Origin of the sequence: Mycobacterium sp. DBP42 (assembly GCF_005924235.1) — a bacterium.
Lineage (GTDB): Bacteria > Actinomycetota > Actinomycetes > Mycobacteriales > Mycobacteriaceae > Mycobacterium > Mycobacterium syngnathidarum.
The window spans coordinates 116,102-129,530 of sequence record NZ_VCMY01000004.1 but is presented as its reverse complement, the minus strand read 5'-3'; the positions used below and the strand labels follow the sequence as shown (position 1 = coordinate 129,530).

Genomic DNA, 13,429 nt, shown 5'->3' with positions numbered 1-13,429 from the left:
CCCACGGGGCTGCCCTGGCTCTCGGGAGAGAAATCTACCCTCCTGTCGAGGGACCCGGTCAGGCCAGTCGGGATACCCCGACCGGGCGAGCGGCCTCAAGACGCTGCTTGATCCCGAACGACATCGCCTTGCCCGCGACCCGGCGTTCGTGGTTCATCTTTGCCAGATCCATCTGGGCCAACTGCTTGGCCGTGGCGCCCGACGGTTCGGCGTGCAGGAAGTAATGCAGCACCACACCGTCCATCACCTCCTCGAGCCAGACCTCCATCGTGCCGGTCAACGCGCCGGTCACATTCCAGCGGTGGCCCTTCTCGGCACGGTCCTCGACAACCTTGAGCACCAGGTCGGGCCACCACCGCCGCCAGCTGGCCGGGTCGGCGACCGCGGCGCCCACGGCGACCGGATCGGCGCACACGAACGTCTCGTCAGCGATCTGAATGCTGTTCATCGCGGACTAGCTTCACACATGCCTGATCGTCTGCCTACTGCGGCCGACTAGGCTGACCCGCAAAGCCGGTACCACAAGCCTGGAGGGCAAGATCGTGCGTGAGTCAGAGCGGGAATACAGCGTGCCCGCGTCTTTTACCGTCGGCGAGCACGACAGCATCGTCAATTCGGTATCCACGCACGCCGCCGACAGCCCCGACCACGTCATCTTCCGGCGCCTGGTCGACGGCGAGTGGACCGACGTGACCTGCGCCGAAGCGGCCGGCCAGATCCGAGCGGTGGCCCTGGGCCTGATCGCCGAGGGCATCCAGCCCGGCGATCGTGTGGCGGTTCTGTCCGCCACCCGTTACGAGTGGCCCATCATCGACTTCGCGATCCTGTCGGTGGGCGCGGTGACCGTGCCGATCTACGAGACCTCCTCGGCCGAACAGGTGCGGTTCGTCCTCGACAACTCCGCGGCGAAGATCGTCTTCGCCGAGACCGACGCGCACGCCGAGACCGTCGAGCAACTCCGCGGCCAGCTGCCCGAACTACACAAGGTGCTCACCATCGACGGCACCGGCACGCCTGCACTGGACGCCATGGCCGAAGCGGGTAAATCGGCCGACGCTGCCGAGCTCGACAAGCGACTGGCCGGGATCCGGTCGGCCGACCCGGCCACCCTGATTTACACCTCGGGAACCACCGGCCAGCCCAAGGGCTGCCAGCTGACCCACTCGAATTTGCTCTACGAGATCCGGGGCGCCAAGGCCTGCTTCCCCACTCAACTGGCCCCAGGCGAACGAATGCTGGTGTTCCTGCCGCTGGCCCACGTGCTGGCCCGGGCCATCACCATCGCGGCGTTCACCAACAAGGTCACCCTCGGGTTCACCAGTGACATCAAGAACCTGGTCCCGACCTTCGGCATTTTCAAGCCGACACTGGTGGTCTCGGTGCCCCGGGTGTTCGAGAAGGTCTACAACACCGCCGAGCAGAACGCCCGCAACGACGGCAAGGGCAAGATCTTCGCGATCGCCGCCGACACCGCGATCGAGTGGAGCAAGGCCCAGGACAATAAGGGCACAGCGGGCGCGTCCTTGATCCTCCGCGCCAAGCATGCACTGTTCGACAAGCTGGTCTACGGCAAGCTGCGGGCAGCCCTCGGCGGCGAATGCCGGGCGGCGATCTCCGGCGGCGCGCCGCTGGGCGCGCGGCTGGGCCACTTCTATCGCGGCGTGGGCCTGAGCATCTACGAGGGCTACGGCCTCACCGAGACCAGCGCGGCCATCACCGTCAACCGGGTCAACGAGCTCAAGGTCGGCTCGGTCGGCAAGCTGATGCCGGGCAACAGCATGCGCATCGCCGAAGACGGCGAGCTGCTGGTCAAGGGCGGTGTGGTGTTCAGCGGCTATTGGGGCAACGAGACCGAGACCAACGCGGTGTTCACCGATGGCTGGTTCCACACCGGTGACCTGGGTTCGATCGACGACGACGGCTTCCTGACCATCGTGGGACGCAAGAAGGAGATCATCGTCACCGCCGGCGGCAAGAACGTCGCCCCCGCGCTGCTCGAGGATCGGTTGCGGGCCCATCCCCTGATCAGCCAGGCGATGGCGGTGGGCGATCAACAGCCGTTCATCGCCGCGCTCATCACGATCGACCCCGAGGCGTTCCCGGGTTGGAAGCAGCGCAACGGCAAAGACACGGCCGCATCGGTGGGCGATCTCGCCGACGACCCCGATCTGCTGGCCGAGATCGACCTCGCGGTCAAGGAAGCCAATCAGGCGGTGTCGCACGCCGAATCGATCCGCAAGTTCCGGATCCTGCCGGTCGACTTCACCGAGGACACCGGTGAACTGACTCCGACCCTGAAGGTCAAGCGCAAGGTGGTGGCCGAGAAGTTCGCCACCGACATCGCCGCGCTCTACGGCTGATCGCGCCGGCTCAGCCCGAGAGCAGCCCGGTCAGCCGGGCGCCCTGGGCGCGCCACTGCCAGTTGTCGACTGCCCAGTGGCGTCCTGCCGCCCCCATCGCGGCGGCACGGCCGGGATCGGCCAGCACGTCGCCGACGGCCGTCGCCACCGCCGCCACATCGGTACCGTCCACGACGGTGCCGGTCCGGCAGTCGAGGACGGTTTCGGGTGCCCCGCCTGACGTTCCGGCGACCACCGGGACGCCACACGCCGAGGCCTCGAGGTAGACGATGCCCAACCCCTCGACATCCAGGCCCGCGCCGCGGGTTCGGCAAGGCATGGCGAACACGTCGGCCATGGCATGGTGAGCGGGCAGTTCCGCGCCGGGCACCGCGCCGGTGAAGGTGACGTCAGCGGCCACGTCGTGCGCGTGCGCGAGTTGCTGAAGTTTGCCCAGGTACGGTCCCCCACCGACGACGACCAACGCGGCGCCGGGAACGCGACGCCGGATGGCCGGCCAGGCACGGATCAGCATGTCCTGCCCTTTGCGTGGCACGAGACGCGACAAGCACACCACTACCGGACGCCGGCCCAGCCCGTAACGGGCACGCAATTCGGCCCGGGCCACCGGATCGGGCACGAAACGATCGGTGTCCACGCCGGGCGGCAGATGCTCCAGCGCGGCCCGGGGGCCGAAGGCCGAGGCGAACCGGCCGCGGGTGTAGCGGCTGACGAACGTCACGACGTCGGCATCGTCGCCGATACGGCGCAGTGCGGCTCGCGCCACCGGAAGCATCGACCAGCCGACTTCGTGGCCGTGGGTGCTCGCCACGATGCGCCGGGCCCCGGCTCTGCGAGCCAGTGGGCTCAGGAGGGCCAGCGGTGCGGCCGCCCCGAACCACACCGTCTCGATGTCGTTCTCGGCGATCAACCGCTGCATGCGGGACGCGACGGTCGGCTCGGGCACCATCAGCGTCGTCGGGTGGCGCACCACCCGGTATCCCGCCGCTACGGCCCGATCATCGAAATCCGGTGCGCCCTTCCATTTCGGTGCGTACACCGTGAGCTCGTGCGAGCCGTCGCGCACCAATTCACCGACGAACGCCTCCAGGTACGACTGGATGCCGCCGCGTCGCGGTGGAAAGTCGTTGGTGACCAACAAAACCCGCGTCATCGCGGTTGACTGCCCTCTGCGACCCGTCTGGTGTCCATCGCCGCAAGGCTATCCGGTCAGCCAGCGACGCCAACCGGCGACCACGACGTCGAGGTCGGCGCCCAGGACCTCCCGCACGGCGGTGGCCACATCCGGATGGCCGGGTCCGCAGGCGCGCAGATAGAGCTCACGCAGCTTCGGTGCGCCGTACACGTCGGCGACATAACGGCTGAACCACCACGCCCGGTCATAGGCCAGGCTGCGGACGCGCCCGGGGGTGTCAAGGTCCGCATCGGAAGGCAGCTGCACCGGCAGCCCGGCCTGCGCCGGTACCGCCGTGGGCGGGCGGCCGACATAGTCGGCCACCCCTTCGGTCAGCCACCGCGGTGCATCGGCTGCCGTCGCTGACCGGGCCGCGTAATGAAACAGCTCATGACGCAACACAATTCGCAACGCCGCCGGACTCATGTGGGCTGCGCCGGGGGCGAACATGATCCGTTGTGCAGTTGTGGTTGCGGCGATGTCGGCGGCTCCGCCGGCCAAAACCCGGAACTGCTGATCGGAGCCTGCGACCGCGATCTCGATGTCCTGCCGCCAATCCGGCCCCCAGAACGCGGTCACCGCAGCGGCAGCGGCGGGAAGCTCCGCGGCTAGCCGCTGAGGCAGGTCCGAGGACTGAGAGCCTTCGAGGGCGAGTAGCTGGGCGGTGCGCCCGTCGGGCAACACCACCGACGTGACGGGGTCGGGCGGTACTGGGACGGCCGGAGCGGCCGCGCTCCGAGACGGCGCCGCCGGCGAGGGCAACTGCGGCGGCGATGCGGCCGTCCAGAGCAGCACCGCCGCCAGCGCGAGTTCCACCAGCAGCAGTGCGGCCACCAGCCGCCTGCGGGTACTCAGAAGCGAACCGCTGTCGGGCCGGCTCAGTAGCGGCGAACGTTGTAGATCGGCGCATTGTTGACCGGGGCGACCCGAACCGGGGTGCCGTAGGTCGATGCATGCACCATCATTCCGTCGCCGATGTAGATGCCCACGTGGGAAGCATCGGAGTAATAGGTCACCACGTCGCCGGGCTGCATCGAATCCGTCGACACCGGCTGACCCCCGCGGGCCATGGCCTGGCTCGAATGCGGCAGTGAGACCCCGGCGTGCTGGAACGCCCACATCACCAGACCTGAGCAGTCGAAGGAGCTCGGACCGGCCGCGCCCCAGGAGTACGGCGAGCCGATCCGGCTCAACGCCGCCTGGATGACAGTGCCCGAATGGCCACCGCCCCCGTCTGGCAGAGCCCCCTCCGGCGGGGCAACATCACCGGGCGGTATGCCGTTCGGCGGGTCGGCCAATATGGCGGGATCCTGCGCCGGCGGCAACGCTTCGGGCGCAGGCACCGGCGGCGTCGGCGGCAAGGCGTTCATCGCGTCCCGCTGGGCCGGGCTCAACGCCTGGTACTGCGATTTGACGATGGCGATCTGAACCTGCAGTTGACTTTGCTTGGATTGCAGGTCGGCGCGCACTGCGGCGGCCTGCTCGGCGGCGGTCTTGGCGTCTGCGGCCGATTTCGCCGATTCCTTCTCCGCCAACGCGGCCTTTTCGCCCATCGAGCGGAAGTTCTTCATCTGCGCCGACATCTCGGTCGCCATCACCCGCTGCACGGCGAGCTGCTCGATCAGCTGCTGCGGCGAGCCGGCGGTCAAGATCGCATCGACACCGGAGGTTCGGCCGCCCATGTACTGAGCCGCAGCTACCTTGTTGACCGATGACTGGAAGATAGCCAGCTGCGACTTGGCCTGATCGACCGCCGCGGTGTCGTCGGCGTGCTTCTTTTCCGCGCTCTGTTGTGCGGCAAGCTTGTTGTTGAGATCGAGCTGCGCCGAGTGCATCGCCTCAGTGGTCTGCTCGGCCTGGCGGGACAGCTCGTTGAGCTTTGCCAGCGCATCGTCACCAGGGTCGGCGTGCGAACTGGTGGCCAGCAATCCGGATATCAAGAGCAAGCCCGCTATTGCACCTGCAATGGGTCGCTTGACACGACTTGTGGGCCGGTGCGCGCGCTCGTGCCTCAAGTTTTCGTCCTCACAACTGGCGATGGCGAGCCGCCTCGAACTGCTCTTAGGTCTCAGATAGGTTACGAAACGGCATCGGGCTTGTCCAACAGAAGCTGCAAATTTAACAGCCCTCCCTGGGAATTTTCCTGTGCGGGAAGCGTTGCGTGTCGTCAGGCGACTCCCGTTCGGCCGTCTCGGTGAATCGGCACGAGCCGCAGCCGCGGAGCAAGACCCACGTCAGCGAGCACTTCCAGTGCCGCACGCTCGTCATCCAGCAAAGTTTCGGGGACGCCGAGCAACACGCTCACGACGCAGTCCTGACAGCCGGGCCCGCGTACCGCGCAATCGTCACAGTCGATGGTCACGCTGCCCCTGTCGAGCTCGTGTGGGCGAGGCTCGTCGGCATAGGACCAGTTGTCCTGCCGCACTCCGCTCATCTTGACCGTCCTTTCGATCGGTGTTGGGCGCACGCTATCGCCGCGCACCGACAAGTAGCGGGGCCGACAAGTAGCGGAGCGAAGGACGGCGAGCTTGTCGGCGTTTGTCGGGGGCAGTGCCTACCGTCATCGCCATGGGCCAGCGCATCACCGCCGAAGCCGAGCAGCTGACCTTGAGTTTGGGCCCCGCCGTCGACCCCGATGCGGCTCTGTCCCTCGCCGAGACCACTTTCGTGGTGGTGGATCTGGAGACCACCGGTGGGCGCGCCACCGCGAAGGCGCCGGGCGATGGCTACGACGCCATCACCGAGATCGGTGCGGTGAAGATCCGCGGCGGCGAGGTGCTCGGAGAGTTGGCCACGCTCATCGATCCGGGCCGCGCGATCCCGCCCCAGATCGTCGAGCTCACCGGCATCACCACGGCGATGGTGCGTGACGCGCCCAAGATCGAGAGCGTGCTGCCCGCCTTCCTCGAGTTTTCCCGGGGCGCGGTGTTGGTCGCCCACAACGCCGGGTTCGATATCGGGTTTCTGCGCGCGGCATCGGAGCGGGCCGGGCTCAACTGGCCGCGCCCGCCGGTGCTGTGCACGGTGAAACTCGCCCGTCGTGTGCTGACCCGGGACGAAGCGCCGACCGTGAAGCTGTCCGCACTGGCCCGGCTGTTCGGCGCATCCACGACACCTACGCACCGCGCGCTCGACGACGCCCGCGCCACCGTCGACGTCCTGCACGGCCTGATCGAACGAGTCGGCAACCAGGGCATCCACACCTTCGCCGACCTCAAGAACTACCTGCCGGATGTCACCCCGGCGCAGCGCCGTAACCGTTCACTGGCCGACCGGTTGCCCAACCGGCCCGGCGTCTACCTGTTCCGCGGGCCCTCCGGCGAGGTGCTCTACGTGGGTACCGCGGTCGATCTGCGACGCCGGGTCCGGCAGTACTTCACCGGCGCCGATCCGCGGGCCCGGATGAAGGAGATGGCCACCCTGGCGCAGGCCGTCGACCATGTCGAATGCGCCCACGACCTGGAGGCCGGGGTCCGCGAGCTGCGAATGCTCGCGGCTCACGCACCGCCGTACAACCGTCGATCCAAATTCCCGCAGCGCTGGTGGTGGGTGGCCCTCACCGACGAGGCCTTCCCACGGCTGTCGGCGGTGCGAAACCCAGGTCGCCGCACCGCTTTCGGGCCGTTCTCGGCCCGGGCCGACGCCGTACAGTCGGCTCTTGTGCTGGCCCGATTCACCGGTGTGCGCACCTGCACGGCCCGCTTCGGCGCGACCGCGACCCACCATTGCCCCGAGGTCGAACTGTCACCGTGCCCGGCCCCGCAGGATGTTGCCGCCGCGTCGTACGCGGCCGCCGTGGAACGGGCCACCGCGCTGCTCAACGGCACCGACCACGACGCCTTGTCGGCGACATTGGCCCACATCGGCGAGCTGGCGGCCGCCCGGCGGTATGAGACGGCCGCCCGACTGCGCGACCACGCCGCGGTCGCCATCGAGGCGCTGTGGCGCGGGCAGCGGCTTCGCGCTCTGTCCGAAGTGCCCGAGCTGGTGGCTGCGCGCGGTGACGGCAATGGCGGCTGGCATTTCGCGGTGATCCGCCACGGCCAGTTGGCTGGGGCCGGCACTGCCCCGCGCGGTGTGCCGCCCATGCCCGTGGTCGATGCGATCTGCACGGCTGCACAGGTAATCCTGCCCACCGCAACGCCTCTGGGTGGTGCGCTGGTGGAGGAGACCGCGCTCATCGCCCGCTGGCTGGCCGCCCCCGGGGTGCGCATCGTGCGCACGGGCGGCGACGCCGACAGTGGCTATTCGACGCCGATCGGCGCGGCCGGCCGCTATGCGCAGTGGGCCGCAACCGCGCGCTCGGCCCGGCTGGCGGCGGCCCAGCAGCACTCAGAACTGCAGGCTGAACCGCACCCAACGCGCGAGCAGCTGTTCGGCCGCACCCGAGTCGATGGCCTCGGTGGCGCGCGCCAGACCGTCTTCCCACGCAGGCACCCACTTGGCGTCGCTGGCTAGGCCGGCATGGGCCACCATCGCACCCGCCGCGTTGAGCACCACCGCATCACGCACGGGCCCCTTGGCCCCGCTCAGGACGGCGCGCGCCGAGGCCGCGTTGGCGGTGGCGTCGCCGCCGATCAACTCGCTGATGTCGGCACGCTTGAAGCCGAAGGCCGCGGGATCGAACTTCAACCGGTCCACGGTGCCGGCCTGCACGCGCCAGATGGTGCTGGTGGTTGTGGTGGTGAGCTCGTCGAGGCCGTCGTCGCCGTGCACGACCAACACGCTGGAGCCGCGGGCTGCGTACACCCCGGCCATCACCTCGGCCAGGTCGTCGAACGCACAGCCGATCAGGCCGGCCCGGGGGGCGGCCGGATTCGTCAACGGTCCAAGCAGATTGAAGACCGTCGGGACACCGATCTCGCGGCGCACCACCGAGGCGTGCCGGTACGACGGGTGGAACTGCGGGGCGAAGGCGAACCCGATACCGACCTCGGCGACACTGCGGGCCACCTCATCGGGGCCCAGGTCGATCCGCACCCCGAGCGCTTCCAAGGTGTCCGCACCGCCCGACAACGACGACGCCGCGCGGTTACCGTGCTTGATCACCGGCACACCGCAGGCCGCCACCACGATGGCCGCCATGGTCGACAGGTTCACCGTGTTGGCCCCGTCGCCGCCGGTGCCGACGATGTCGACGGTTTCGTGGCCGATCTGAGCCGTGGGCACCCGGCGGGCATGCGACAACATGATGTCCGCCAACTCCCCGACTTCCGCGGAGGTCGGGCGCTTCATCTTCATCGCGACCGCGAAGCCCGCGATCTGAGCCGGGGTCGCCACACCGGTCATGATCTGGTCCATGGCCCACCCCGCATAACCGTTGGGCAGGGTCTGCTCGGTGGTCAGCCGCCCGAGGATGAGCGGCCACGACGGCGCCGCCCCGGCGCGTGCGGAGGACTGGTCGCCCGGCGGGAACTGAGGAGAAGATGCAGGAGCCACCGCCGAATGCTATCTCCGCGCCCGTCTGCGGCCCGCTCCACGCCGACCAGAAGGCGACACGTTTGGGGTCAATTGCTCGACCCGGGTGGAGTTCGACAACTACAAAGCGTCATACTTGCGGATGTGACGAGCGCTGTAGGTACCTCGGGAACGGCAATCACGTCGCGCGTTCATTCGCTGAACCGGCCGAACATGGTCAGTGTCGGCACCATCGTGTGGCTTTCCAGTGAACTCATGTTCTTTGCTGGACTCTTCGCGATGTATTTCACGGCGCGCGCACAAGCCGGTGGCGACTGGCCACCCGAGCCGACCGAACTCAATTTGGCCCTTGCTGTTCCGGTGACGCTGGTTCTGATCGCGTCATCCTTCACCTGCCAGATGGGCGTGTTTGCCGCCGAACGCGGCGACGTGTTCGGGCTGCGCCGGTGGTATGTGATCACGTTCCTGATGGGCCTGTTCTTCGTACTGGGCCAGGGATACGAGTACATCCACCTGGTCGAGCACGGCACCACCATCCCGGGCAGCGCCTACGGATCGGTCTTCTATCTGGCGACCGGTTTCCACGGCCTGCACGTCATCGGCGGACTAGTTGCGTTCATCTTGCTGCTGGCCCGCACCAAGATGAGTAAGTTCACGCCCGCGCAGGCCACCGCGGCGATCGTCGTCTCGTACTACTGGCACTTCGTCGACATCGTCTGGATTGCGCTGTTCGCCACCATCTACTTTGTCCGATGATCGGCTGGCCGATGATCGACTCGATGAGAAGGGGTTCGATGACCAGCAAGTCGCGCCGACGACTGCGCCGACGACTGTCAGCAGGCCTACTGCTGCTGGTCGGCCTGTCAGTCGCAGGTGGTGTTGCGGCCACGCTGACGCCCACACCGCAGGTCGCAGTCGCCGACGAATCGCAGTCGGCACTGCTGCGCACGGGTGAGCAACTGTTCGAGACGTCGTGCGTTTCGTGCCACGGCGCCAACCTGCAGGGTGTGCCCGATCGCGGGCCCAGCCTGATCGGTACCGGCGAGGCCGCCGTGTACTTCCAGGTTTCGACCGGTCGTATGCCCGCGATGCGCGGTGAGGCCCAGGCACCGTCCAAGCCCGAGCACTTCGACGAGAACCAGATCGACGCGCTGGGTGCCTACGTTCAGGCCAACGGCGGCGGCCCGACGGTGATCCGCGACGAGCACGGCGGCGTCGCCCAGGAATCGCTGATCGGGTCCGACGTGGCCCGCGGCGCCGACCTGTTCCGGCTGAACTGCGCGTCCTGCCACAACTTCACCGGTAAGGGCGGCGCGCTGTCCTCCGGTAAGTACGCGCCGGACCTCGGGGACGCCGAACCGGCCCAGATCTACACCGCGATGCAGACCGGCCCGCAGAACATGCCGAAGTTCTCCGACCGGCAGCTGTCGCCGGAAGAGAAGCGCGACATCGTCGCCTACGTCCGCGAGTCGGCTGAGACACCCAGCTACGGCGGTTACGGGCTCGGCGGCTTCGGGCCGGCTCCCGAGGGCATGGCGATGTGGATTATCGGAATGGTCGCCGCTATCGGCGTGGCAATGTGGATCGGGGCACGAGCATGACCGACAACACACCGAAGATTCCCAGCGACGACGAGCTGGCTTCGATGTCGCGTGAGGATCTCGTTGAGCTCGGCGGCAAGATCGACGGCGTCGAGACGATCTTCAAGGAGCCGCGCTGGCCGGTCCCCGGCACCAAGGCCGAGAAGCGCACCGAGCGGCTGGTCGCGTACTGGCTTCTGCTCGGCGGGCTTTCGGGCCTGGCACTGTTGCTGATCTTCATCTTCTGGCCGTGGGAGTACCAGCCCTTCGGGTCGGAAGGCGAGTTCCTCTATTCGTTGGCCACCCCGCTGTACGGCCTCACGTTCGGGCTTTCGATCCTGGCGATCGGCATCGGCGCGGTCCTGTTCCAGAAGAAGTTCATCCCCGAGGAGATCTCGGTCCAGGATCGCCACGACGGACGCTCCCCCGAGCTGGCCCGCAAGACCATCGCGGCCAACCTCGGTGACGCTCTGGAAGGCTCGACCGTCAAGCGCCGCAAGCTGATCGGCTTGTCGCTGGGCATCGGCCTCGGCGCATTCGGTGCCGGCACCCTGGTCGCGTTCATCGGCGGGTTGATCAAGAACCCGTGGAAGCCGGTGGTTCCGACCGCCGAAGGCAAGAAGGCCGTGCTGTGGACGTCGGGGTGGACTCCCCGGTTCCACGGCGAGACCATCTACCTGGCCCGCGCAACCGGCCGGCCCGGCTCGTCACCGTTCGTCAAGATGCGACCCGAGGATCTCGACGCCGGCGGCATGGAAACCGTCTTCCCCTGGCGTGAGTCCGACGGCGACGGCACCACGGTCGAGTCGGAGCATCACCTGACCGAGATCGCCATGGGTGTGCGTAATCCGGTCATGCTGATCCGCATCAAGCCGGCCGACATGCCTCGCGTGGTCAAGCGGAAGGGCCAGGAGAGCTTCAACTTCGGTGAGCTGTTCGCCTACACCAAGGTCTGCTCGCACCTGGGCTGCCCGTCCTCGCTCTACGAGCAGCAGACCTACCGCATCCTTTGCCCGTGCCACCAGTCGCAGTTCGACGCGTTGCACTTCGCAAAGCCCATATTCGGTCCGGCTGCGCGCGCTTTGGCGCAGCTGCCCATCACCATTGACAAAGACGGCTACCTGGTCGCCAACGGCGACTTCGTCGAACCCGTCGGACCGGCATTCTGGGAGCGCAAATCATGAGCCCTGACCTTGCCAAGGTCGCAGCCGCCCAAGGCGATGCGATCGATTCCCGTTATCACCCGTCGGCTGCGGTACGCCGGCAGCTGAACAAGGTGTTCCCCACCCACTGGTCCTTCCTGCTGGGTGAGATCGCGTTGTACAGCTTCATCGTGCTGCTGATCACCGGTGTCTGGTTGACGCTGTTCTTCGATCCGTCGATGGCACACGTCACCTACGACGGTGTTTACCAACCGCTTCGCGGTGTGCAGATGTCGCGGGCCTACGAGTCCGCCCTCGACATCAGCTTCGAGGTGCGCGGCGGGTTGTTCGTCCGCCAGATCCACCACTGGGCCGCGTTGATGTTCGCCGCGTCGATCATGGTGCACATGGCGCGCATCTTCTTCACCGGCGCCTTCCGCCGTCCCCGTGAGGCCAACTGGGTTATCGGCTCGCTGCTGCTGATCCTGGCGATGTTCGAGGGCTACTTCGGCTACTCGCTGCCCGACGATCTGCTCTCCGGTATCGGTCTGCGCGCCGCGTTGTCCTCGATCACGCTGGGTATGCCGATCATCGGAACCTGGCTGCACTGGGCGCTGTTCGGTGGTGACTTCCCCGGCGAGATCCTGATCCCGCGCCTTTACGCGCTGCACATCCTGCTGATCCCGGGCATCATCCTCGCCCTGATCGGTGCCCACATGGCGCTGGTGTGGTTCCAGAAGCACACGCAGTTCCCCGGCCCCGGCCGCACCGAGACCAACGTCGTCGGCGTGCGCGTCATGCCGGTGTTCGCGGTGAAGTCGGGTGCGTTCTTCGCGATGATCACCGGTGTGCTCGGCCTGATGGGCGGCCTGCTCACGATCAACCCGATCTGGAATCTGGGCCCCTACAAGCCATCTCAGGTGTCGGCCGGTAGCCAGCCCGACTTCTACATGATGTGGACCGAGGGCCTGGCGCGTATCTGGCCGGCGTGGGAGTTCTACCCGTTCGGCCACACCATCCCGGCGGTGGTCTGGGTCGCGCTCATCATGGGCGGTGTCTTCGGTCTGCTGATCGCCTACCCCTTCATCGAGAAGAAGGTGACCGGCGACGACGCACACCACAACCTGTTGCAGCGTCCGCGTGATGTGCCGGTGCGGACCGCCATCGGTTCGATGGCGATCGCGTTCTACATGGTGCTGACCCTGGCCGCGATGAACGACATCATCGCGCTCAAGTTCCACATCTCGCTGAACGCGACCACCTGGATCGGCCGCATCGGCATGGTCGTGCTGCCGGCCATCGTGTACTTCGTCGCCTACCGCTGGGCAATCTCGTTGCAGCGCAGTGACCGTGCGGTGCTCGAGCACGGCATCGAGACCGGCATCATCAAGCGCCTGCCGCACGGTGCCTACGTCGAGCTGCACCAGCCGCTGGGACCGGTCGACGATCACGGCCACCCGATTCCGCTGGAGTACCAGGGTGCTGCCCTGCCGAAGCGGATGAACAAGCTCGGTTCGGCCGGCTCACCGGGCACCGGCAGCTTCCTGTTCGCCGATCCGGCTGTCGAGCACGATGCGCTCACCGAGGCCGCACACACCTCGGAGCACAAGGCCTTGACCGCCCTGCGCGAATACCAGGGTCAAGACGGCAACGGGGAGACCAACGGTCACCACTGACCACTCCCCTACCCCAAACAATCGCCGCAGCCTCATCGAGAGGCTGCGGCGATTGTTTTGTGTGCAGGTGGATCTCTTC

At 67.3% G+C, this 13,429-nt stretch carries 11 protein-coding genes and 1 pseudogene; 6 read left to right on the top strand and 6 right to left on the bottom strand.

Annotated features, from left to right (window positions below):
* Positions 1–58: 58 nt before the first annotated feature.
* Positions 59–448 carry a polyketide cyclase / dehydrase and lipid transport gene (locus E0T84_RS06600; RefSeq protein WP_138744076.1) on the bottom strand — a complete coding sequence of 130 codons (390 nt, stop codon included), beginning with the start codon at positions 446–448 and terminating at the stop codon, positions 59–61.
* 94 nt (positions 449–542) lie between these two features.
* Here E0T84_RS06600 and E0T84_RS06595 point away from each other — a divergent pair, with 94 nt between their 5' ends.
* Positions 543–2,360 (top strand): long-chain fatty acid--CoA ligase, encoded by a 1,818-nt coding sequence (locus E0T84_RS06595; protein ID WP_070185320.1) that lies wholly within the window; start codon positions 543–545, stop codon positions 2,358–2,360.
* 10 nt (positions 2,361–2,370) lie between these two features.
* Here E0T84_RS06595 and pimB read toward each other — a convergent pair whose 3' ends face one another.
* The 4 genes from pimB to E0T84_RS06575 form a co-directional block, all read right to left on the bottom strand.
* Positions 2,371–3,513, bottom strand: a complete 1,143-nt coding sequence (gene pimB / locus E0T84_RS06590; protein ID WP_138744075.1) for a GDP-mannose-dependent alpha-(1-6)-phosphatidylinositol monomannoside mannosyltransferase — start codon at positions 3,511–3,513, stop codon at positions 2,371–2,373.
* A 48-nt stretch (positions 3,514–3,561) separates the two neighbouring features.
* Entirely contained in the window at positions 3,562–4,359 is a 798-nt protein-coding gene (locus E0T84_RS06585) for a peptidase (RefSeq protein ID WP_171054940.1), read from the bottom strand.
* Positions 4,360–4,412: 53 nt separating this feature from the next.
* Complete coding sequence (ripC, locus tag E0T84_RS06580) at positions 4,413–5,549, bottom strand: peptidoglycan hydrolase RipC (protein ID WP_070185322.1); 1,137 nt, start codon at positions 5,547–5,549, stop codon at positions 4,413–4,415.
* 152 nt (positions 5,550–5,701) lie between these two features.
* The gene (locus tag E0T84_RS06575) at positions 5,702–5,968 is read right to left on the bottom strand and encodes a hypothetical protein (protein WP_070185323.1); all 267 of its coding nucleotides are present in this window, start codon (positions 5,966–5,968) and stop codon (positions 5,702–5,704) included.
* Positions 5,969–6,102: 134 nt separating this feature from the next.
* Here E0T84_RS06575 and E0T84_RS06570 point away from each other — a divergent pair.
* Positions 6,103–7,929: pseudogene (locus tag E0T84_RS06570) on the top strand (DEDD exonuclease domain-containing protein); the annotation flags it as partial.
* Here the strand turns inward: E0T84_RS06570 and trpD are convergent.
* On the bottom strand, positions 7,867–8,973 hold the full coding sequence (trpD, locus tag E0T84_RS06565; RefSeq protein WP_075909582.1) for an anthranilate phosphoribosyltransferase: 1,107 nt from the start codon (positions 8,971–8,973) through the stop codon (positions 7,867–7,869). The pseudogene E0T84_RS06570 and the gene trpD sit on opposite strands and share 63 nt — an antisense overlap.
* Positions 8,974–9,096: 123 nt before the next feature.
* Between trpD and E0T84_RS06560 the strand changes: the two genes are divergently transcribed.
* The 4 genes from E0T84_RS06560 to E0T84_RS06545 are packed head-to-tail and all read left to right on the top strand — an operon-like array spanning position 9,097 to position 13,350.
* Positions 9,097–9,708: a heme-copper oxidase subunit III gene (locus E0T84_RS06560; RefSeq protein WP_003885537.1), complete on the top strand. Its 612-nt coding sequence runs from the start codon at positions 9,097–9,099 to the stop codon at positions 9,706–9,708.
* Positions 9,709–9,719: 11 nt separating this feature from the next.
* On the top strand, positions 9,720–10,553 hold the full coding sequence (locus E0T84_RS06555; RefSeq protein ID WP_070185338.1) for a c-type cytochrome: 834 nt from the start codon (positions 9,720–9,722) through the stop codon (positions 10,551–10,553).
* On the top strand, positions 10,550–11,716 hold the full coding sequence (locus E0T84_RS06550) for a ubiquinol-cytochrome c reductase iron-sulfur subunit (protein WP_070185325.1): 1,167 nt from the start codon (positions 10,550–10,552) through the stop codon (positions 11,714–11,716). Before E0T84_RS06555 ends, E0T84_RS06550 begins: the two co-directional genes overlap by 4 nt.
* Positions 11,713–13,350, top strand: coding sequence for a cytochrome bc complex cytochrome b subunit (locus E0T84_RS06545; protein WP_070185326.1), 1,638 nt, complete (start codon positions 11,713–11,715; stop codon positions 13,348–13,350). Before E0T84_RS06550 ends, E0T84_RS06545 begins: the two co-directional genes overlap by 4 nt.
* The last annotated feature ends 79 nt before the right edge of the window (positions 13,351–13,429 follow it).